Origin of the sequence: Cognatiluteimonas lumbrici (assembly GCF_006476065.1) — a bacterium.
Lineage (GTDB): Bacteria > Pseudomonadota > Gammaproteobacteria > Xanthomonadales > Xanthomonadaceae > Cognatiluteimonas > Cognatiluteimonas lumbrici.
In genome coordinates this window covers 2,191,747-2,213,384 of sequence record NZ_ML636798.1, presented here as the reverse complement: position 1 = coordinate 2,213,384, position 21,638 = coordinate 2,191,747, and the positions used below count along the sequence as shown (strand labels likewise).

The window sequence follows — 21,638 nt, the reverse complement described above, 5'->3', positions numbered from 1 at the left end:
GCGCGTGATCGCGGCGCGAGCGCCGCTCCTACAACCGCCCGGTCACGGAATACAGTGGCTCGAGGACCCACTCGTAGAGCTTGCGGTGCTCTCCCATGATGTCGGCCTCGAGCAGCATCCCGGGACGGAGCGGCTCCTCCCGCCCGTAGGCGGTGATGCTCTTGCGATGGATGTCTACCAGCACGCGGTAGAACGGCTCGGCGCCCTGCCCGCCTGCGCCCGGCACCGCACTGCGGGAAACGCGCCTGACAACGCCCTCGTGATGTCCGAACTTCTGATAGGGAAAGGCCTGGTACCGCAGCAGGACCCTGTCGCCGGGCTCGATGAATCCGACCGCGCGGCTGGGAACGAACAGCGTCGCCTGCAGGTGCGAACCCGCCGGCAGCAGGGTCAGCAATGGTTGCCCCGCCTGCACGGCCTGCCCCGGCTCGACCAGGCGGTTGGCGACCAGGCCAGCGACCGGCGCTTCCACCAGCAGCTTTCCGTTGGCATCGTTCTGCACCTGCTCGCGGTCGAGCAAGGCCAGCTCCCGCGCGGTTTCGGCCGTGCGCGCCGCTCGCTCTGCCGGGACGCCGCGCAATGCTTCATCCACCTGCGCCAGGTCCCGTTGGAGTGCCGCCTGCTGCCGTTCCAGCGCCTGCCGGCCGGAGACGAGGTCGAGGACTGCCTGCTCCTGCTGGTTGACCTGAAGTTCGCTGAGGTATTGCTCGCGGCGCAACGCGCGGTAACGCTGCAGCGTCTCCCGGGCCAACGCCTCCTGCCGCTTGCGGATCGCGAGCTGGCCGCGCAGCCGGTCGAGCTCGCGACCGAGTGCTGCATGCTGCTTTCGAAGGCTTGCCTCGCGCGCGTCCAACAGTTCACCATGCGATCCGGCGGCGGCCAATACGCTCGCGCGCCGGCGCTCTATGCCTTCGGCGATGCTTTCGCGCGTGTCGCTGCCGCCCTGGGTGGTGCGCGGAGCGGCGACCAACGCCAGCGGCGCGCCCGCCAGCACCCGTTCGCCCTCGCGCGGGAGGATGCGATCCACGATGCCCGGCCCAGGGGCCACCACCGTGGCCACGCCCAGGTCCGGCACCAGCTGGCCCTGTACGCGCGAGCGACGGGTGTATTCGCCCATGGCCAGGAAGATGCCGATCGCGACCGCTGCTGTCGTGACGCTCACTGCAAGGACCCACAGTCGCAACGGCTGGGCAAGCGAGATCCCACCCAGCCAGCCTTTGCGCCTGGCCTCGACCACCTCGGGGCGGAACAGCGGTTCGCCCATGATCAGGCTGGCACCGCTTGCGGCTCGGCGGCGCCCTCGACACTGGGCCGGGCCGCCGCCCGCGGCTTGATCTCACGCACGATCCGGCCGGCGTCCATCAGCAGGACGCGGTCGGCGCTGGCGATCGTTTCCGGGCGGTGGGCGATGATCACCTTGGTGATGCGCAGCGCGCGCACGGCGTCGTTGACCAGCTTCTCGCAGGCGACATCTAGATGGCTTGTGGCCTCGTCCAGGAACAGGATTCGCGGCTGGCGGTAGAGCGCGCGCGCCAGGATCACGCGCTGCTTTTGTCCGCCGGACAGCGTCGTTCCCATGTCGCCGATGAGGCTGTGATAGCCCATCGGCATCGCGGCGATCTCGGCATGGATCGCCGCAAGCCGCGCAGCCGCTTCGGTCCGTGCCGGATCGAAGCCGTCGTCCCCGAAGGCGATGTTGTCGTGGATCGAGCCGGCGAACAGCTGGTCGTCCTGCATGACCGCGCCGACGCAGCGGCGGTAGTTGCGCAGGCCAAGCTGGCGGATGTCGCGGCCGCCGGCTTCCACGCTGCCCTCGACGGGCTGCAGCAAGCCGAGCATCAGTTTGACCAGCGTGGTCTTGCCGCAGCCGGACGCGCCGACGATGGCGACGGATTCGCCCGGCTCCACCCGGAAGCTGCAGTCGCGCAGCACCCAGGGTTCGCCGTCGGCGTAGCGGAAGGACAATCCCCGCACCTCCAATGCGGCATCGCCAGCCACGGCCGTTTCCACTTGATGTTGCGGGTCCGATTCGGGTTCGGCAAGCACGATGTCCGCGAGCCGTTCCCCGTGCAGCCGCAGCATGCGGAACTGGATCCACTTGTCGATCAGGCTGCCGATGCGCCCGGAGAACTGGTCCTTGTAGGCCAGGTAGGCCATCAGCATGCCGACGGAGAAGACGTTCTGCATCGCGAACAGCGCGCCGATCCAGATCACCGCAATGCGCTCGATGCCGAAGATGAGCTGGTTCGCGGCGCCGAAGCCCAATCCCAGCTTGGCCAGCCAGACCTCGCGGTTGACGGTGTCGTTCATCAGGTTGCCGTAGCTGGCCTCGCGGCGCTGCTCGACCCCGGCGAGCTTGACCGACTGGATGCCCCGGATGGACTCGAGCAGATGGGTCTGCTGTTTGGCCGCGGCGACCAGCTTGCGCTCGGTGCCGTCGCGCATGGGCCGGAACGCGAGCGCCCTGAGCACCAGGTAGAGGAGCATCGCCTGCAAGGTGACCAGCGCGAGCTTCCAGCTGTAGAGCAACATCATGCCGAGGGTCACGACGGCCATCAGCCCATCGATCAGGCCCTCGACGAAGCTTGTGGTCAGCGTGGTCTGGATCGCCTGCACGCTGCCCATTCGCGAGGTGATGTCACCCAGGTGCCGCTTCTCGAAGAAGTCGAGCGGCAGCTTGAGCAGGTGAGAGAACACGTTGCCCATCCACTGCAGTCCCAGGTGGGTGGACAGGTGCAGGATCGCCCAGCCGCGCAACAGCCCCGTCGACGCCCGCAGCAGCAGCACGAGGCCGAATCCCATCGCGATCACCGCCAGCAGATCCCGGTCCGCCGACACCAGCACCTGGTCCACGACCCACTGCAGGAAGAACGGCCCGATCACCACGAAGGCCTGCAGCGCCAGCGACAGCAATAGCAGCAAGCCGAGCGAGCGCCAGAGTCCGGCTACCTTGCCGGTGAGCTGGCGGATGGACACCGACGGCTCGGCCTTGCGCGGCTCGAATTCCACCCCAGGGGTGAGCTCCAACGCGACGCCGGTGAAATGGTCCGAGACCTCGCCTGAGTCGAGGCGGCGCTTGCCATGGGCCGGATCCAGCACGGTGAGCTTGCGTCGCCCAACCTTCGCCAGCACCACGAAGTGGTTCAGGTCCCAATGCAGGATGCAGGGCAGCTTGAGCTTGCCCAGCTCGTCGACGTCCAGCCGCAACGGCCGCGACTGGAGACCGAGATTGCCGGCCGCCTCCATCAGCCGGGGCAGCGTCGCGCCTTTCAGCGACAGGCTGAACCGGCGGCGCAACTCCGGTAGCGAGATGGCCATCCCATGGTGGTCTGCGACCATGGCCAAGCTGGCGAGGCCGCACTCGCTAGCTTCGGCCTGCAGGTGAACTTTCATCGAAACAGCATCCTTGCTGGGCCAGGAACCAGCCAGCTGCGGCACCTGGCGATAGAGTGCGGCCCGGCGCGTAGACGGGGCCGCGAGCCGTCAGTTAATAGACATCACCGCGAGATACGCAGCCCCACTCGGCAACAGACAGATCCCTCATTGCAGGTCTCCTTCCATGTTGCAGCACGACCATCCGTGCCGACTATTGCCCGGAAGCCATGAGCATCCTCATGGCTCCCCACCGATAACGCTTTCCCGCCTGTGGCTCACAGACCATGGGGATCCCCGAGTCGGATTCCTTGATCTCGACGACGATGCCGGCGCCCGCCAAGGTGCTCGCGATGTGTTCGGCGATCGATTGTTCGATCCCGGCCACCAGCGTCGTCCGCACCTGCCCTTGGGTGAACTCGTACACGCGCTGCGCGCGTGGCAGCGACATCTTCCCGACGGTGCGCAGCGCGCGCAGTACCTGCGCCCTGTTGCTGCCCTCGATGGATACGACTTCGATCTCGAACTTCATGCCCTCTCCTTGCTGGTAGCACTCCTGAGCGTGTGAGCGACGATCAGCTTCTTGGCCAGACCCTCACCTTGGTGGGCACACGATATTCCCCAGTGACGGTGCAATTGCTCGATCCCCGCCTTCGCAATCAAAGAATTGGACGGGAATGGTTCGGTAACCACCCAGCGTCAGGCCCCCGGCATGGAGATGCAGGTGTGGAAGGACCGATTTCCCGGAGTTCCCGACTGCTGCCAAGGGCTGTCCGGCATCGACCCGATCGCCCTCCGAGACAAGGGCGGAGTTCTGCTGCAGGTGGCCGTAAACGACTTCGAATCCAGCGTCGTCCACAACGATGATCTTGTTGCCAGCACGCAACAGCGCAGGAGAGTCGCAGCCGGCGTCGGGGTAGCGCTGCTCCACATACGCCACCAGCCCCGGCCGAATGGCACGCACAACGGCTCCTAGTGGCGCCTTGATGTCGATTGCATTCTCGATGCCATCTTCCGCCCGATGCGAAACGCGGCCGATGGAGTTTCCCGGGACCTGGATGATCTCGGATTTGCCCAGGACAGGAAAAACACCATCGGCAAAGGGCGGCGTTGAATCGTCCAGGACTGCAAACGCATCGCTGGAATCAATCGTAATTGACGGCTGGGTGATCGAGGCGGTTCGAAACTCCACGGCCTTGTCAGTGGCAGCCACCAACAGTGGTGTCTTCACACCATCAATGGCCGGCTCGATCCGCTCGAGCAGGAAGTAGCCCGGCACCTTGTTGATAGCAGCAACCAGCAGATTCCAGTGATATGCCGGCGCGGCACCCGTAAGAATTGCCGTTCCGAAGGAGCGGGGTTGAAGGTGCGGCACGGCTTCGCAGTTCCCGCCGTCACCCAGTGACAGCCGCTTCCACCGCCCACCCAGGAAGAACACGACTATCGCGGAAAGGAGCAACAGGACAAACAGGGCAAGGATCAGTCTGGCTGTGCGCATGCGAACTCGATCTGGAATGGAAAGGAATGGCCCCTCCTGAACTCGAAGGGGCCATGACCTCAACTACAGGTGGCGGAATCGCCGTCGATTTCGAGGTCCTGCCCGGGCTCGCACTGGATCGTCGAGCCGTTGGCCAAGGTGGCGCTCGCCCCCTCGCTCGAAGTTGCGCTGTTCGCGATCGCACCCGCAACGGCACCGACCACCGCAACCACAAGTTGTCCCCAGAAGCCGCCTGAGACGCTTTCCAGCTCATTGATCGTGAGATCACGCATGACATGTCCTCCTTGACTGGATGACGAACCGGCGCCGAACGCCAGTCCGACGCCACCTCTGATGGCGGCGCATCATCACGGTGGCGCACCCACATGACGAGTGCGCTAGGAACCCACCCCATACTAGTGTCGGAAAAGGACCAACCGGCCAAATCCGCTACCTGCGGTCTCCTGCGGCCGTTCCCGGCGTCCATGGGTCCTTCCCCCATTTCCCGCTAAACTCCCCCCACGGCCCCTCCCGGCCGGATCCAGGACCCACACCGAGACATGCCAGAGGACGACAGTAGCAACCCCCCGGAACGGCCGGAACGACGGTCATGGCTGGACCGCATCGGCGCGATGCTGTCCGGCGAGCCCAGCACCCGCGAGGACCTGGTCGAGCTGCTGCGCGACACCGAGCAGGACGGGCTGATCGCGGCGGACACGCTGCGGATGATGGAAGGCGCGATCGCGGTCTCCGACCTCAGCGTCGGCGACGTGATGGTGCCGCGCTCGCAGATGGTCGCGCTGTCGGCCGAGCTGCCGTTCATGGAGCTGCTGCGGCAGGTGGTCGAGTCCGGCCACTCGCGCTTCCCGGTGCACGGTGAGGACCGCGACGAGATCCTCGGCATCCTGCTGGCCAAGGACCTGCTGCGCGGGGTCGTCTCCGAGCACGGCCACCCGCGCATCCGTGAGCTGCTGCGGCCGGCGGTGCTGATCCCCGAGTCCAAGAAGCTCAACGTGCTGCTGCGCGAGTTCCGCCAGTCGCGCAACCACATGGCGATCGTGATCGACGAGTACGGCGGGGTCGCCGGCCTGGTCACGATCGAGGACGTGCTGGAGCAGATCGTCGGCGAGATCGACGACGAGCACGACGAGGCCGAGGACGTGACCACGCTGATCGCGGCCCAGGCCGACGGCCAGTACGTGGTGGACGCGCTGACCCCGATCGAGGATTTCAACGAGCGCTTCGGCGCCGACTTCGACGACGACGAGTACGACACCATCGGCGGCCTGGTCACCGCCGCCATCGGCCACCTGCCCGACGCCGGCGAGGAGCTGACCCTGGGGCGGTTCGGGTTCCGGGTGGCGCGGGCGGATGCGCGAAGGCTGCATGCGTTGCATGTGAGCGTGCATGGCGAGTAGGGCCTTGTGGCTGCTACTGATGCTCCTGTTCGCGGGCATCGCGCAGGCGGCACCGCGGATCGGGGTGATGACGATGCAGCCGGGGGAGATCTTCTTCGAGCGCTTCGGGCACGATGCGATCGTGGTCGCGGACCCGGCCACCGGCGCGGCCACGTCCTACAACTTCGGGTTCTTCGACCCGACCGAGCCCGGCTTCATCGGCAACTTCGTCCGCGGGCGGATGGAATACATGCTGGTGGCGCTGCCGCTGGCGCAGGACCTGGAGATCTACCGGCGCGAGGGGCGCGGGGTCACGCTGCAGTGGCTGGACCTCACCGATGAGCAGGCGACCCGGCTGGCGGCCTCGCTCGAGGAGGCCGCGCGGCCGGAGAACGCGCGCTACCGCTACGACTACTTCACCGAGAACTGCTCGACCAAGGTTCGCGACGCCATCGACGCGGCGCTCGACGGCCAGCTCCACCACCTGATCTCGGGCCGTTCGCGCGGCAACACCTTCCGCAGCGAGGCGGTGCGGCTGGCCTCGCCGGCGCCGTGGATGTGGATCGGCTTCGACATCGGCCTGTCCGGCAATGCCGACCAGCAGCTTTCGCGCTGGGGCGAGGCCTTCGTGCCAATGCGGCTGGCCGACAGCCTTGCGGAGGTCACCCTGGCCGACGGCCGCCCGCTGGTGGCCGCGACCGAGGAGCTGCTGCCGCACCGCCTGCCGCCTGCCCCGCCGGAGGCGCCGCGCCCGTGGTGGCCGTGGCTGCTGGCCGGGCTGGCGATCGGTGGCGCGCTCCTGTTGCTGGCCCGCAAGCCGCGCGTGCTGGCCGCGGTGTCGGGCGTGTTCTGGCTGCTGTGCGGCCTGCTCGGCGCGCTCATGCTGTTCCTGTGGTTCGGCACCGAGCACCGGTTTGCCTGGGCCAACGAGAACCTGCTGCTGTTCGACCCGCTGTGCCTGCTGTTGCTGCCGGCCGCGTGGCGGATGCTGCGCGGGCGCCCGCCGGGGCGCTGGTTCCGGGGGCTGCTGCTGGCGGTGGCCATCGCCGCGGCCTGCGCGCTGCTGCTGAAGTGGGTGATGCTGTACTCGCAGGTCAACCAGCCGTGGATCGCGCTGCTGCTGCCGATCCACCTGGCCCTGTACCGCGCGTGGCGCCGGCCGGAGCCGACGCCAGCGCGGGCCTGATCAGGAACCGCAGGCCTTCTTCCACTCCTGCGCCTTCTCGATCATGTCGCCGTACTTGCCCATGGTCGAGGCGAGGCGGCCGACGAGCTTCTCCTTCAGGTCCTCCATCTTCTTGTCCTTCATGTTGGACACGTCCTGGAGGTAGCCGAACGGCGCGGGAATCTTGTGCTCGCCCAGGCTGACCGCGCTCGAGTCGCTGTTGTACCAGTACTTGCCGCGCACCTTCAGCTTGATCGAGCTCGAGGTGATCTCGGAGATGCGCACGCAGGTCGCGACCTTGACGCTGCTGCTCAGCTTGATCTTCGGGAAGCACACCTCGTCCTTCTCGTCGCTCTCGCTGACCAGATACTGGTAGATGTTGAGCGGCTCCCAGTTGTTGTCGCTCCACTTGAAATAGGAGTTGTAGGACAGGCGCAGGCCGCGGATGTCGCCGAACTTGACCGGGTTGTCCTCGGCCCCCGGGTACTCCGGATACAGGCGCAGGTCGGCGCGCAGCTGGATGGTGCGCTCCTTGCCGTTGAAGCCCTTCTTCTCCTTGGCCTTCAGGTGGAACAGCGGGTAGCCCTCGGTGCGGATCTTGTCCAGCTGCCGCTTCTTGTCCTGCAGGTCGGCCGCGAAGTGCACCAGCTTGCAGGCGGTCTTCTTGGCCTTCCTGAACTTGTCCACGGTGCTGCCGTCGAGCTGGTCAAGCGCCGCGGACAGGGCCGCGTCCTCGGTGTTCGGGTTGCAACGCAGCTCGGCGAGGTCGAGCTTGGTGTTGTCCTCGTCGGCCGCGGCCTCGGCCAGTTCCATGGCGTTGGACATGGAAATGGAAACGCTCGGCGGCATCGCCTTCTGGATCTGGCCTTCCGGCAGCGCGCCGGTGAACTTGGTCAGGTCGTAGGCCTTGGTGATGAACTTGGTGGTGTCGTCGCCGCTGCCGTTGACCTTGATGAAGTGGTCGAAATAGAACTTGGTGTAGTCGGAGCCGGTGGCCGACTTGAAGTCCTTCTCGACGTTGGACTCCTCGCTCGACGCCTTGCTGGCGAAGGCCTCGATCGCCGCCTTGACGTCGTCGACGGGAATCGGGCAGCTGTCGGCAGCGACGGCCATGGTCGGCGCGAGGCCGATGGCCAGGGCAATGGCGGCGGGAAGGCCCTTGCGGGCCAGGCGTGTTGCGCGGATGGACATGATTCCCCCTCGGTGGGCTGACAGTGGCGATGGGCGCCATGCTGTCAGCCACCGAAGGCGATCAACATCCCATGATCATGGTGCCCTGCGTCTCACCCTGCCATGGCCTGCAGCAGCAGGCCGGTGATGTAGGCGCAGTAGGTGCCGAGCGCGTAGCCCAGCACCGCAAGCAGCACGCCCACCGGGGCCAGCGACGGATGGAACGCGGACGCCACGATGGGCGCCGACGCGGCTCCGCCGATGTTCGCCTGCGAGCCGACGGCCATGAAGAACAGCGGCGCGCGGATCAGCTTGGCCACGCCCAGCATCAGCACCGCGTGCACGGTGATCCAGATGAGGCCGAGCAGGAACAGCCACGGACGGTCGAGCAGCGCGCCCAGGTCCATGTGCATGCCGATGGTCGCGACCAGCACGTACAGCATCGCCGAACCGATGCGCGAGGCACCGGCGCCTTCGAGCTGGCGCGCGCGGGTGAAGCTGAGCACCAGCCCGATGGTGGTCGCGAACACGACCAGCCAGAAGAAGCGCGAGTCCAGGCTGTAGTCCTGCAGGCGCCATTCCGCGGGCAGCGTGCCGATCCAGGCCACCAGCGGGTCGGCCAGGAAGTGCGACAGGCCGGTGGCGCCGAGGCCCACGGCGAGGATCACCATGAGGTCGGCCAGCGTCGGGATGCGCGAATGCTGTGCGTGGTAGGCCTCGATCCGCTGCTTGAGGTCGTCGATGGCGCTGGTGTCGGCACGCGTCCAGCGGTCGAAGGCGTTGGCGCGCGCGGCCAGGAACAGCAGGATCGCCATCCACAGGTTGGCCACCAGCACGTCCACCGCCACGAACTGCCCGAACAGCGTGGTCTCGACGTCGAACACTTCCTTCATCGCCGCCTGGTTGGCGCCGCCGCCGATCCAGCTGCCCGCCACCGTGGTCATGCCGCGCCAGGTGTCGCCGGCCACGGCCTCGGGATGGATGATGCCCATGGCCAGGAACGCCACTACGGCGCCGAGCATCACGCCGGCCGTGCCGACCAGGAACATGATCACCGCCTTGGGCCCGAGCCGGAGCACGGCGCCCATGTCGATGGCGATGCACAGCAGCACCAGCGAACTGGGCAGCAGGTAGTCGCGCGCCATCGGGTACAGGCCCGAGGCGTTGCCGTCCACCAGCCCGATGCTGTTGTAGATGGACGGCACCAGGTAGCACATCAGCAACGCCGGAACGTAGCTGTAGAACTTCTGCCAGAACCCGGTGGGTCGCGATGCGGTCCAGAAGATCAGGCCGAGCGTGGCGGCCAGCAGGCCGAGGACGACGGCGTCGTTGGTGATCAGGGCGGTCGTGGGCGCCATCGCTTACTGCCCCAGGTGCTGGCGCAGCCAGCCGTTGACCGTGCGGTGCCAGAGCAGGCTGTTGGCCGGCTGCAGCACCCAGTGGTTCTCGTCCGGGAAGTACAGGAACTTCGACTCGATGCCCTGCCGCTGCAGCGCGGTGAACGCGGCGATGCCCTGCGACACCGGGATGCGGTAGTCGAGCTCGCCGTGGATCACCAGCATCGGCACGCGCCAGTCCTTGACGTGGTTGATCGGGTTGAAACGCTCGTAGGCCTCCGGGTTGTCGTACGGCGTGCCGCCGTTCTCCCACTCGGTGAACCACAGTTCCTCGGTGGCGTAGCCCATCATCCGGGTGTCGAACACGCCGTCGTGGTTGACCAGGCACTTCCAGGGTTCGTTCCAGTTGCCGGCGATCCAGTTGACCATGTAGCCGCCGTAGGAGGCGCCGAGGGCGCAGGCGTTGTCGCCGTCGAGGAACCGGTACTGCTGCTGCGCCGCGGCCCAACCCTTCTTCAGATCCTCCAGCGGGCGGTCGCCCCAGTGCTGGCTGATCGCATCGGTGAAGGCCTGGCCGTAGCCGGTCGAACCGTGGAAGTCGATCATCACGACCGCGTAGCCCTGCCCCGCGTAGGTCTGCGGGTTCCAGCGATAGCTCCAACTGTTGCCGAAACTGCCCTGCGGGCCGCCGTGGATCAGGAACGCGACCGGGTAGCGCTTGCCTTCCTGGTAGTTCCACGGCTTGACCACGTAGCCGTGCACGGTCTCGTCGTTCCAGCCGGTGAAAGTGAACTGCTCGTAGTCGCCGAAATCGACGTCCGGAAGCATCTCCGAGGCGCTCGGGGTGATGGCCCGCTCGGGCGCGCCGCCGATGCCGCCGGTGAACACCTGGTTGCCGCTCTTCAGCGAGGCGCGGGTGAACGCGTTGCTCGGGCCGGCGATCGAGAACGAGCCGATGCTGCCGTCGCCGATTACCTCGGTCACCTCGCCGCTCTGGATGTCCACGGCGAACAGCGGGTGCTCGCCGACGTCCTGCGCGCCGGTGTACAGCGTGGCGCCGTCGGCCGACAGCACGATGCCGTCGGCGGAGCGGTCCCAGTCGGGCGCGATCTCGCGCACCGCGCCGGTGGCGAGGTCCATCGCCATCAGGCCGAAGCGGTCGGCCTCGAAGCCGGGACGCTTCATCGCGCGGTAGTACAGGGTGTTGCCGTCGGCGCTGAACACCGGGCCGGCGTCCCAGGCCTCGTTGGCGTCGGTCAGGTTGACGGCGGTGCCGCTGCCGTCGGCCTGCACGCGGTAGAGGTCGAAGTTGGTGGACCACGGCTCCTGCGCGTTGGACAGGCGCGCGCTGACGACCAGCGACTTGCCGTCCGGCGCCCAGGCCAGGTCGGACAGGTCGCCGAACGGCTTGGACGGGACGTCGGCGAGCAGGTCCTTGCCGACCAGCGTGGCGCTGGTGACGGGCGCGCTGCCGTCGATGGGGGCGACGAAGATGCGGTTCAGGCGCCCGTCGCCCCAGGTATCCCAGTGACGGATGAACATGCGGTCGTACACGACGCCGCTGGCATCCGACTTGGCCTCGAGCTTGGCCTTGGTGCAGGCAAGGTCGCCGCCGCAGTCCGGGAACGCGCCGGCCGCGAACGCGATGCGCTTGCCGTCCGGCGACAGCACGAAGCCGTCCACGCCGACCGGGAAGTCGGTCACCTGCACGGGCTCGCCGCCGGCGGCGGGGATCGCGTACAGCTGCGAGCTGCCGCCCTTGCCGCTGAGGAAGTACACGGTGCCGCCGTCGCTGGAGAACGCCGGCGAGTTGACGCTCCAGCCTTCCGGGGTCAGGCGCACCGGCGGCGCGGCGTCGCGCGCGAACAGGTCCTCGATCCAGAGCGAGGTCGCGGCCTTGTTCGACTGCGTGTCCATGACGCGTCTGGCGAACACCAGCTTGCGCCCGTCCGGCGACAACACCGGCGAGGAGTAGCGGTCCATCGAGACCAGGTCTTCGGGCTGGAAACCGCGGTCGGCCAGCGCCAGCGAAGGCAGCGCGAGCAGCAGCGCCGCGCCCAGTGCGAGGTGGGGGAACTTCATCGTCGTCTCCTTCAGAGCGGGCCCGGCTCGACGTCGCCGAGCGAGCGTTTGGTGCCGCTGCGGTACAGCAGCCACGCGACCACGGCCAGCACGGCCAGTCCGACCCACTTGCCGAACTGCCAGCCTTCCGGCAGCGCCAGCACGTCGGCCCGGCCGCTGGCCACGATCGGGATCGCGATGAAGATGCCCATCAGCGCCTCGCCGGTGATCAGGCCGGCGGCGAACAGCGTGCCGGGGCGGTGGATGCGGTCGCGCAGCGACTCGTCGGCGGTCCCGACGGCGCCATGGCGGCGCTCGACGAAGTACGCCAGCAGGCCGCCGAGGAAGATCGGCACCATCAGTTCCAGCGGCAGGTAGATGCCGATGGCCGCGGCCAGCACCGGCACGCGGAAGCTGGAGTTGCGCGACTTCAGCCAGCCGTCGATCGCGATGATCACCGCGCCGACCACGCCGCCGATCGCGATCATGGTCCACGGCAGCTCGCCACCGAACATGCCCTTCGCGACCGAGGCCATCAGGGTCGCCTGCGGCGCCGACAGCGGGTTCGGGTGCTCGGCGGTGGGCGCGCCGATGCCATAGGCCTCGGCCAGCAGGTCGAGCACCGGCGCCATGATCAGCGCGCACGAGAACGCGCCGATCATCAGCATCAGCTGCTGCTTCCACGGCGTGGCACCGACGATGTAGCCGGCCTTGAGGTCCTGCAGGTTGTCTCCGCCGACCGCCGCCGCGCAGCAGACCACGGCGCCGATCATGATCGCGGCCACCGCGCCGATCTGCGAGTCGCGGCCGAGCAGCAGCATCAGCACCACGGCGGCGAACAGGATCGTGGCGATGGTGATGCCGGACACCGGGTTGTTCGAGGAGCCGACCAGGCCGGCGAGGTAGGCCGACACCGACACGAACAGGAAGCCTGCGACGATCATGATGATGGTCATCGGGATGCTGACCGTCCACTGGCCGACGATGGCCTGGTACAGAAGCGCCAGCGGCACCACGAACGCGACCAGCGCCACCAGCATCCACTTCATCGGCAGGTCGCGCTCGGTCTCGGCGATGACCGTGCCGGTGTTCTTGCGCGCGGCGGCGATGCCGCTGCGGATGCCGGAGACCAGCGACTTGCGCAGCGAGAACAGGGTCCAGATGCCGCCGACCAGCATTGCGCCGACGCCCAGGTAGCGGATCTTGGCGCTCCACACCGCGAACGCGGCGTCCTCGGCCGAGGCGCCGGCGATCGAGGCCGCGAGCGCGGGGTCGGCCCCCTGGAAGAACGCGTGGTAGATCGGGATCGCGATGTGCCAGGACAGGATGCTGCCGGACAGCACCACGATGCCGATGTTGAGGCCGACGATGTAGCCGACGCCGAGCAGCGCCGGCGACAGGTTGGTGCCCATGTAGCCGAGGTAGCGGCCGAAGAAGCCGGCGCCGGCGGCGGTATCGGGCAGCATGCGCAGGCCGCTGGCGGCGGCGAGCTTGAACAGGCCGCCGATCACCGCGGAGAAGCCGAGCAGCTTGAGCCCGGGACCGGGGTTCTCGCCGGCCTTCAGCACTTCGGCCGCGGCCTTGCCCTCGGGGAACGGCAGCGGGTCCTCGACGATCATCGTGCGCCGCAGCGGCACCGAGAACAGCACGCCGAGCAGGCCGCCGAGGCCGGCGATCGCCAGCACCCAGGAATAGCGGAAGTCGTCCCAGTAGCCGAGGATGATCAGCGCGGGGATGGTGAAGATCACGCCCGCGGCGATCGAGCTGCCGGCCGAGGCGCCGGTCTGCACGATGTTGTTCTCGAGGATGGTGCCGCCCCCCAGCAGCCGCAGCACGCCCATGGACACGACCGCCGCCGGGATCGCGGTGGCGATCGTCAGGCCGGCGAACAGGCCGAGGTAGGCATTGGCCGCGGCCAGGATCACCGCGAGGATGATCGCCAGCACGATGGCACGGAAGGTCAGCTGCGGCACCCGCGTCGGGGCCGTGTTCGGATTGGTGGCGCTCATCGGATGGGACTCCCCGCCGGTTGGGCAACCCCGTGATGATGGCATCTATACTCGGCCGATGCACGACGACTTCCTGGGCCACCCGAAAGGCGTCTTCGTCTGCTTCTTCACGGAAATGTGGGAGCGCTTTTCCTTCTACGGGATGAAGGCGCTGCTGCTGCTGTACCTGCTGAAGCACCACGGATTCAGCGACGACATGGGCTACGGGCTGATCGGCGCCTACGGCGGCCTGGTCTACGCCGTGCCGGTGGTCGGCGGGCTGGTCGCGGACCGCTGGCTGGGCATGCGCAAGGCGGTGGTGCTGGGCGGGGTGCTGCTGTGCCTCGGCCACCTGGGCATGGCGGTCGAGGGGACCGACGCCCGGATCGTGGACGGGGTGGTGGTCCGCGACGAGGGCGCCCTGCAGGTGTTCTACCTGTCGCTGGCGCTGATCATCATGGGCGTGGGCTTCCTCAAGCCGAACATCTCCACCATCGTCGGCAAGCTGTACGCGGAGGACGATCCGCGCCGGGATTCCGGCTTCACCCTGTTCTACGCCGGGATCAACGTCGGCGGCCTGTTCGCCGGCCTGATCTGCGCCTTCCTGGGCGAAACCTACGGCTGGAAGTACGGCTTCGGGGCGGCCGGCATCGGCATGGTCGCGGGGCTGGCGATGTTCCTGTGGGGTCAGCGCTACCTGCACGGCCACGCCGAGCCGCGCGACCCGTCGCTGCTGGTCGAGCGGATCGGCCCGCTGGCACGCGAGTGGTGGATCTACCTCGGCTCCGCGGGCGGCGTGCTGCTGGTGTGGCAGCTCATCCAGCGCACCTGGACCGTGCAGGGCGCGATGCACCTGGTGGCGCTGGCGTTCGGCCTGTGGTTCGTGTGGTTCCTGGTCCGCCACTGCAGCCGGGTGGAGCGCGAGCAGATGCTGTCGCTGCTGGTGATGATCCTGGGCGTGCTGGTGTTCTTCACCCTGTACGAGCAGACCTACGGCTCGTGGCTCACCTTCACCGACCGGCTGATGACCAAGGACCTGTTCCCGTCGCTGGTGAGCGACGCCAGCGGCACCCTGCCCTGGTCGCTGTACACGATGGCGGCGGCGCCGGTGCTGATGATCGTGGCCCTGAAGGCCAGCGACCGCGGCGCGCGCGGACCGGCGCGCGCGATGGTCGGGTTGCTGGTCGCGGCGATGGCCGTCGCCTGCTTCCGCGACGTGGTGCTGGTCCCGCAGACCGCCGGCTCGCTGACCTTCCTCGGCTCGTTCTTCATCGTCCTGCTGTCGCCGCTGTTCGCCTGGCTGTGGCCGTGGCTGGAGAAGCGCGGCCGGAACCCGTCCAAGCCGATGAAGAGCGCGATCGGGCTGCTGTTCGCGGCGCTCGCCTTCCTGCCTTTGATGGCCGCGGCCAAGGTCGCCGGCGACGGGGTGATGGCGAGCGTGTGGTGGCTGGTGCTGGCCTATTTCGTGCTGGAGATCGGCGAGATGTGCCTGTCGCCGATCGGGCTGTCGGCGGTCACCCAGCTGTCGGTCGCGCGGGTGGTGGGCCTGATGATGGGCGGGTTCTGGCTGGCCACGGCGTATTCGGAAATGCTCGCCGCCGAGTTCGGCAAGCTGGCCTCGCTCGACGTGCCCGAGTCCGGCGACATCGACCTGGTCTCGGCGGCCGCCACCTACGGCAACCTGTTCGAGTTGCTGCTGTGGATCGGCCTGGGCAGCGCACTCGTGTTCCTGGTCCTCGCGCCGCTGCTGCGGCGCTGGATGCACGGGGTCAGGTAGCGGAAACGCTTCCGGACAAGGTGCTTTCGAGGCCCTGGTGCCAGTCCGGAAGCTCGATGCCGAAGTCCTGCTGCAGCCTGGCGCAATCGAGGACCGAGTACCCGGGACGTGCCGCGGGCGTCGGGTAGTCGGACGTGGCGATCGCAGTGACGACCGGCTTGCGGTCGATCATTCCGAGGGCGTGGGCGCGCTCGACGATGGCCGTGGCGAAACCGTGCCAGCTGGTCTCGCCGGTCGGCGTCAGGTGCCACAGCCCGGATCGCGCGGGCGCAGCCGAGAGTACCCGTGCGGTGACGTCGGCGATCAGGCCTGCAGGCGTGGGTGTTCCGCGCTGGTCGGCGACCACGCGAAGCTCGTCGCGCTCGCCCGCAAGCCGCAGCATCGTGCGCAGGAAGTTGCGGCCGTGCGCCGCGTACACCCACGCGGTGCGGAACACCAGGTGGCGCGCGCCGCTGGCGCGGATCGCCTGCTCGCCCGCCAGCTTGCTCGCGCCGTACACGCCGAGCGGCGCCACCGGGTCGTCCTCGCGGTAGGGCCGCGTGCCACGGCCGTCGAAGACGTAGTCGGTGGAGTAATGCACCAGCAGGGCGTCGCGCTTGCGGCAGGCTTCGGCCAGGACCCCCGGCGCTTCCGCGTTGGCGCGGAACGCTGCCTCGGGTTCGGTCTCGGCCTTGTCCACCTGGGTGTGGGCGGCAGCGTTGACCACGACGTCGGGCGCCATGCGGGCGACCAGGCCGGCGAGCGTGCCGGGCTGGTCCAGGTCGGCGACCTCGCAGGCCATGCCGTCGCCCAGGCGGCCGTCACGGGTACCGACCACCACCTCGCCGAGCGGCGCCAGGCTGCGCCGCAGCTCGGTGCCGACCTGGCCGTTGCCGCCGAGCAGGAGCAAGCGCATGCGCGCCTTCAGCCCACGAATTCCGGAAGTCGCTCGCGCGGCAGGTCCGCCAGCAGCGGCAGCTTCGCGTCCTTGTCGGACAGCAGCGGGCGCGAGATTGGCCAGTCGATCGCCAGTTCCGGGTCGTCCCAGCGGATGCCCGCGTCGGCTTCCGGCGCGTAGGTGTCGGTGCACAGGTAGGTGAACAGCGCCTGCGCGCTCAACACGACGAAGCCGTGCGCGAAGCCTTCCGGGATCCAGAAGTGGCGCTTGTTCTCGGCACTGAGCAGCACGGCTTCCCACTGGCCGAAGGTCGGCGAACCGCGGCGGATGTCCACCGCGACGTCCCAGACTTCGCCTTCGAGCACGCTCACCAGCTTGCCCTGCGCCTTCGGGTTCTGGAAATGCAGCCCGCGCAGCACGCCCTCGCTGGAACGGGAGACGTTGCCCTGCACGAACTGCATGGACAGGCCGGCCGCGGCCAGCTTGTCGCGGTTGAACGACTCGTAGAAGAAGCCGCGCGCATCGCCGAACACCTTCGGTTCCAGCACCAGGCAGCCCGGCAGTCCGGTCTCGATCACCTTCATTCGACGATGGTCCCGCGCTCCAGCAGGTCGAGGAGATAGCGGCCGTAGCCGCTCTTCTCCAGCGGTTGGGCCAGCGCGCGCAGCTGCGCATCGTCGATCCAGCGGTTGCTCCAGGCGATCTCCTCGGGACAGCACACGCGCAGGCCCTGGCGCTTCTCGATGGTCTCCACGTAGCTCGAGGCTTCGACCAGTGATTCGTGGGTGCCGGTATCCAGCCAAGCGTAGCCGCGGCCGAGGCGTTCGAGCTGCAGGCTGCCCTCCTCGAGGTAGCAGCGGTTGAGGTCGGTGATCTCCAGCTCGCCGCGCGCGGACGGTTGCAGGCCGGCGGCGAAGTCGCTGGCGCGGCCGTCGTAGAAGTAGAGGCCGGTGACGGCGTAGTTCGAGCGCGGCTTCGCCGGCTTCTCCTCCAGCCCGACCACCTTGCCGCTGGCGTCGAACTCGGCGACGCCATAGCGTTCCGGGTCGCGCACGTAGTAGCCGAACACGGTTGCGCCGTGCTCCTGCGCGCTCGCGCGGCGGAGGACCTCGGTCAGCCCGTGGCCGTAGAAGATGTTGTCGCCGAGCACCAGGCAGCTGGGCGCGCCATCCAGGAACTCGCGGCCGATCAGGAAGGCCTGGGCGAGGCCATCGGGATTGGGCTGCACCGCGTATTCGATCTTCATGCCCCACTGCGAGCCGTCGCCGAGCAGCTGCTGGAACAAGGCCTGCTCGTGGGGCGTGTTGATGACCAGCACCTCGCGGATGCCGGCCAGCATCAGCACGCTCAGCGGGTAGTAGATCATCGGCTTGTCGAACACCGGCAGCAGCTGCTTGCTGATCGCGCGGGTGATCGGATACAGCCGGGTACCGGAGCCGCCGGCCAGGATGATGCCCTTGCGTTGCGTCATGCCGCCGCCCCGATGCGCTCGAGCCGGTAGCTGCCGTCGAGCACCCGCTGGACCCACGGCTGGTTGGCCAGGTACCAGTCCACGGTGTCGGCAATGCCTTGGGCGAAGCTGTGCGCGGGCGACCAGCCGAGTTCCGACTTCAGCTTGCCCGCGTCGATCGCGTAGCGGCGGTCATGCCCCGGGCGGTCCTTGACGTATGTGATCTGCGACTTGCGCGGCTTGCCGTCCTCGCGCGGACGGCGCTCGTCCAGCAGCGCGCAGATCGTCTCGACCACCTGGATGTTCTGCATCTCGGCGTCGCCGCCCACGTTGTAGGTCTCGCCGACGCGGCCCCGCTCAAGCACGGCGCGGATTGCGCTGCAATGGTCACCGACGTACAGCCAGTCGCGCACGTTCCTGCCGTCGCCGTAGATCGGCAGCGGCTCGCCGGCGATCGCCTTGGCGATGACCAGCGGGATCAGCTTCTCGGGGAACTGGTACGGACCGTAGTTGTTGGAGCAGTTGGTGGTCAGCACCGGCAGCCCGTAGGTGTGGTGGAAGGCGCGGACCAGGTGGTCGGACGCGGCCTTCGAGGCGGAGTACGGCGAATTCGGGGCGTAGGGGGTGGTCTCGGTGAACCTGCCGGTCTCGCCCAGCGACCCGTAGACCTCGTCGGTCGACACGTGCAGGAAACGGAAGGCCTCGCGCGCCGTCCCCTCCAGCGACCTCCAGTAGTCGCGCGCGGCCTCGAGCAGCGCCAGGGTGCCGACCACGTTGGTCTGCACGAACGCGCCCGGCCCGTCGATGGACCGGTCGACGTGGCTCTCGGCGGCGAAGTTCAGGATCGCGTCCGGGCGATGCTCGCGCAGCAGGGCGTCCACCAGCGCGCGATCGCCGATGTCGCCATGGACGAAGACATGGTTGTCGTTCCCCTTCAACGACGACAGGGTGTCGAGGTTGCCGGCGTAGGTGAGCGCGTCGAGGTTGACCACGCGCTGCCTGGCGGCCACCGCCTCGAGCACGAAGTTCCCGCCGATGAAACCGGCACCGCCGGTGACAAGCCAGGTCTGCACGGCGCCCGCCGTGCTCAGAACGGGATGTCGTCGTCGGCGAAGTCCTCGCCGAAATCGGCCTTCGACGCAGGCGGGGCCTCGCGCCGCTGGGCCGGGGCGCTGCGCTGCTGCGGGCGATCCTGGCGCTCGCCGCGCTGGCCGCCGCCCTCGCCTCCACCGCCGAGCATCTGCATCTCGTCGGCGATGATGTCGGTGAAGTACTTCTCGACCCCGTCCTGGCCGGTGAACTTGTCGTAGCGGATCGAGCCTTCGATGTAGACCTGGCGGCCCTTGCGCAGGTACTCGCCGGCGATCTCGCCCAGCTTCCCGAACAGCTTCACCCGGTGCCACTCGGTGCGCTCCTGGGTGTTGCCGTCCTTGTCCTTGCGCACCGAGGTCGTGGCCAGCGACAGGGTGCAGATGGCCATGCCGCCCTGGGTGTACTTCATGTCGGGGTCGTTGCCGAGGTTTCCGACCAGGATCACTTTGTTCACGCCGCGGGCCATTGGCTGTCCTTCCGGTGTCGCCCGGGATCGGGCAGGGGACATTGGATTATAGCGGCCGGCCGTGCGCCGTCAGCCGGCGCCCCGGCGCCACGTAGGAGATGCCCGGACGAGCGCCTGCGACGCCATATAATCCGGGGTCGCCCCACGACGGACCCCGCATGGACAACGCCACCGCCCCGCGGCCGCCGGAAGCCGGGCCGACCCGGGATCGCGCCGCGCTCGACCTGTCCGCCATCCAGGCCCTGGCGGCCGGGGACATGGCGCGGGTGGACGCGCTGGTCCGCCGGCGGCTGGCCTCCGACGTGGTGCTCATCAACCAGGTGGCCGAGCACATCGTCGCCGCCGGCGGCAAGCGCCTGCGCCCGATGCTGCTGCTGCTCGCGGCCGCCGCCTGCGGCAAGCGCGATGCCGGTGGCGACGGCGTCGGCGCCGACGCGCACCAGCTGGCCGCGGTCATCGAATTCATCCACACGTCCACCCTGCTGCACGACGACGTTGTGGACGAGTCCGACCTGCGCCGCGGCCGCAGCACCGCCAACGCGGTGTGGGGCAACGCGGCCAGCGTGCTGGTCGGCGACTTCCTGTATTCGCGCAGCTTCCAGCTCATGGTCGAGCTGGACTCGATGGAGGTCCAGCGGATCCTCGCCGACACCACCAACCGCATCGCCGAAGGCGAAGTGCTGCAGTTGCTGCACGTGCGCAACCCGGACACCGACGAGGACGCCTACCTGCGGGTGATCGAGCGCAAGACCGCGGTGCTGTTCGCCGCCGCGACCCGGCTGGGCGGGGTGCTCGCGGGGGCCGACGCCGCCACCTGCGACGCCCTGCACGACTATGGCCTCAACCTCGGCTACGCCTTCCAGATCGCCGACGACGTGCTCGACTACTCGGCCGACGAGGCGACGCTCGGCAAGCACCTGGGCGACGACCTCGCCGAGGGCAAGGCGACGCTGCCGCTGATCCACGCGATGGCGCATGCGGACGAGGCCGTCCGCGCACTGCTGCGCAGGGCGATCGAGGAAGGCGACGCCAGCGCGATGCCGACCGTGCTCGAGGCGATCGCCGCGGCGCGCAGCCTCGACTACAGCCTCGCCCGCGCCCACGACTACGCCGAGGCGGCCGAGGCCGCGCTCGACGGCCTCGAGGACGGCCCGCACGTGGCCGCCCTGCGCGGGCTGGCGCGCTACGCCATCAGCCGCGACCGCTGAAGCGTTCCGCGAGGAACCCCCGCATCATCCGCTCCGCGCGCTCGGCCGACAGCGGGTTGTAGACGCAACCGGGCGGGCTGTCGGCTTCCGGCAGCGCGAAGCAATGCACGGTGCTGCTGAAGTCGACGAACTGCCAGTCCACGCCGGCCGCGTCCATCTCCTGCTTGAAACCGGCGACGTCGCCGGCGGTTCCGCGGTCGTCGGCGCCGTTGAGCACCAGCACGCTGGCCTTCACCGCGCCCGCCTTCGCCGGAAGGCTGGTTCCGAGTCCGCCATGGAAGGTGACCACGCCGGCGATGTCGGCGCCGTCGCGCGCCAACTCGAGCACGGTGGTGCCGCCGAAGCAGTAGCCGAAGGCCGCGATCCGCGAGGCATCCAGCGGCGCGCCCGCGGCGTTGGCGCGCAGCACCTCTAGGGCCTTGCCGATGCGCGCGCGCAGCGTGGGAAGGTCATCGCGCAGCGCGCCGGTGAGCGTGCGCGCGGCGGCGCTGTCCGCGGGCTGCGCGTCCTTGCCGTAGACGTCCGCGACCAGCACCACGTAGTCGCTGCCGGCGATGTGCCTGGCCTTGTCGATCGCGCCCTCGGTCATGCCCATCCAGTCGGGCACCATCAGCAGGCCCGGGCGCGCGATCGTGTTGGCGTCGTCGTAGACGAGCACGCCGCGGAAGGTCCGGTCGCCGAGGGTCCACTCGACCGGGTCGGCGCGCATCGCCGCGAACGCGGGCAGCGCGCACAGCGCGAGCAGCAGGAACAGCAGGGGTTGGCGGAGGTGTCGCATGGCCGTGCTCCGTTCCGGGGGCG

At 68.5% G+C, this 21,638-nt stretch carries 19 protein-coding genes; 4 read left to right on the top strand and 15 right to left on the bottom strand.

The window, feature by feature from the left end; translation table 11 throughout:
- Positions 1-28: 28 nt before the first annotated feature.
- The 5 genes from E4F25_RS10705 to E4F25_RS10685 all read right to left on the bottom strand — a co-directional run bounded on the left by E4F25_RS10705 (position 29) and on the right by E4F25_RS10685 (position 5,142).
- Positions 29-1,264: an HlyD family secretion protein gene (locus E4F25_RS10705; protein WP_140910122.1), complete on the bottom strand. Its 1,236-nt coding sequence runs from the start codon at positions 1,262-1,264 to the stop codon at positions 29-31.
- Positions 1,265-1,266: 2 nt separating this feature from the next.
- Positions 1,267-3,393: a peptidase domain-containing ABC transporter gene (locus tag E4F25_RS10700; protein WP_140910121.1), complete on the bottom strand. Its 2,127-nt coding sequence runs from the start codon at positions 3,391-3,393 to the stop codon at positions 1,267-1,269.
- Positions 3,394-3,586: 193 nt separating this feature from the next.
- Positions 3,587-3,904, bottom strand: a complete 318-nt coding sequence (locus E4F25_RS10695; protein WP_140910120.1) for a hypothetical protein — start codon at positions 3,902-3,904, stop codon at positions 3,587-3,589.
- A 63-nt stretch (positions 3,905-3,967) separates the two neighbouring features.
- A complete protein-coding gene (locus E4F25_RS10690) occupies positions 3,968-4,870 on the bottom strand; it encodes a M23 family metallopeptidase (RefSeq protein WP_140910119.1) in 903 nt (300 codons plus the stop codon).
- Between the two features lie 59 nt (positions 4,871-4,929).
- Complete coding sequence (locus E4F25_RS10685) at positions 4,930-5,142, bottom strand: class IIb bacteriocin, lactobin A/cerein 7B family (RefSeq protein WP_140910118.1); 213 nt, start codon at positions 5,140-5,142, stop codon at positions 4,930-4,932.
- Positions 5,143-5,409: 267 nt separating this feature from the next.
- On the opposite strand from E4F25_RS10685, the gene E4F25_RS10680 reads away from it, so the two are divergent.
- Together E4F25_RS10680 and E4F25_RS10675 are read left to right on the top strand one after the other, a co-directional pair.
- A complete protein-coding gene (locus tag E4F25_RS10680) occupies positions 5,410-6,267 on the top strand; it encodes an HlyC/CorC family transporter (protein ID WP_140910117.1) in 858 nt (285 codons plus the stop codon).
- A 19-nt stretch (positions 6,268-6,286) separates the two neighbouring features.
- Entirely contained in the window at positions 6,287-7,432 is a 1,146-nt protein-coding gene (locus tag E4F25_RS10675) for a lipoprotein N-acyltransferase Lnb domain-containing protein (RefSeq protein WP_246069858.1), read from the top strand.
- On the opposite strand, the gene E4F25_RS10670 is transcribed toward E4F25_RS10675, so the two are convergent.
- From E4F25_RS10670 to E4F25_RS10655, 4 genes are all read right to left on the bottom strand, one after another.
- The gene (locus E4F25_RS10670; RefSeq protein WP_140910115.1) at positions 7,433-8,602 is read right to left on the bottom strand and encodes a hypothetical protein; all 1,170 of its coding nucleotides are present in this window, start codon (positions 8,600-8,602) and stop codon (positions 7,433-7,435) included.
- 92 nt (positions 8,603-8,694) lie between these two features.
- The gene (locus tag E4F25_RS10665; protein ID WP_140910114.1) at positions 8,695-9,939 is read right to left on the bottom strand and encodes a DUF819 family protein; all 1,245 of its coding nucleotides are present in this window, start codon (positions 9,937-9,939) and stop codon (positions 8,695-8,697) included.
- A 3-nt stretch (positions 9,940-9,942) separates the two neighbouring features.
- Entirely contained in the window at positions 9,943-12,000 is a 2,058-nt protein-coding gene (locus tag E4F25_RS10660; RefSeq protein WP_140910113.1) for a S9 family peptidase, read from the bottom strand.
- 11 nt (positions 12,001-12,011) lie between these two features.
- Positions 12,012-13,988, bottom strand: a complete 1,977-nt coding sequence (locus E4F25_RS10655) for an OPT family oligopeptide transporter (protein ID WP_140910112.1) — start codon at positions 13,986-13,988, stop codon at positions 12,012-12,014.
- A 58-nt stretch (positions 13,989-14,046) separates the two neighbouring features.
- On the opposite strand from E4F25_RS10655, the gene E4F25_RS10650 reads away from it, so the two are divergent.
- A complete protein-coding gene (locus tag E4F25_RS10650) occupies positions 14,047-15,744 on the top strand; it encodes a peptide MFS transporter (protein WP_140910111.1) in 1,698 nt (565 codons plus the stop codon).
- Here E4F25_RS10650 and rfbD read toward each other — a convergent pair.
- From rfbD to ssb, 5 genes are read right to left on the bottom strand one after another with little or no spacing between them, the layout of a single operon-like run.
- Positions 15,737-16,639: a dTDP-4-dehydrorhamnose reductase gene (gene rfbD / locus E4F25_RS10645; RefSeq protein WP_140910110.1), complete on the bottom strand. Its 903-nt coding sequence runs from the start codon at positions 16,637-16,639 to the stop codon at positions 15,737-15,739. The genes E4F25_RS10650 and rfbD overlap by 8 nt on opposite strands.
- A gap of 8 nt (positions 16,640-16,647) precedes the next feature.
- Positions 16,648-17,205 (bottom strand): dTDP-4-dehydrorhamnose 3,5-epimerase, encoded by a 558-nt coding sequence (gene rfbC / locus E4F25_RS10640; RefSeq protein ID WP_140910109.1) that lies wholly within the window; start codon positions 17,203-17,205, stop codon positions 16,648-16,650.
- A complete protein-coding gene (gene rfbA / locus E4F25_RS10635; RefSeq protein WP_140910108.1) occupies positions 17,202-18,092 on the bottom strand; it encodes a glucose-1-phosphate thymidylyltransferase RfbA in 891 nt (296 codons plus the stop codon). The genes rfbC and rfbA overlap by 4 nt, the downstream gene beginning before the upstream one ends.
- On the bottom strand, positions 18,089-19,144 hold the full coding sequence (gene rfbB / locus E4F25_RS10630; RefSeq protein ID WP_140910107.1) for a dTDP-glucose 4,6-dehydratase: 1,056 nt from the start codon (positions 19,142-19,144) through the stop codon (positions 18,089-18,091). The genes rfbA and rfbB overlap by 4 nt, the downstream gene beginning before the upstream one ends.
- Before the next feature lie 14 nt (positions 19,145-19,158).
- The gene (gene ssb, locus E4F25_RS10625; protein ID WP_140910106.1) at positions 19,159-19,629 is read right to left on the bottom strand and encodes a single-stranded DNA-binding protein; all 471 of its coding nucleotides are present in this window, start codon (positions 19,627-19,629) and stop codon (positions 19,159-19,161) included.
- 158 nt (positions 19,630-19,787) lie between these two features.
- On the opposite strand from ssb, the gene E4F25_RS10620 reads away from it, so the two are divergent.
- A complete protein-coding gene (locus tag E4F25_RS10620) occupies positions 19,788-20,837 on the top strand; it encodes a polyprenyl synthetase family protein (protein WP_140910105.1) in 1,050 nt (349 codons plus the stop codon).
- On the opposite strand, the gene E4F25_RS10615 is transcribed toward E4F25_RS10620, so the two are convergent.
- A complete protein-coding gene (locus tag E4F25_RS10615; protein ID WP_140910104.1) occupies positions 20,821-21,615 on the bottom strand; it encodes a dienelactone hydrolase family protein in 795 nt (264 codons plus the stop codon). The genes E4F25_RS10620 and E4F25_RS10615 overlap by 17 nt on opposite strands.
- Positions 21,616-21,638: the final 23 nt, after the last annotated feature.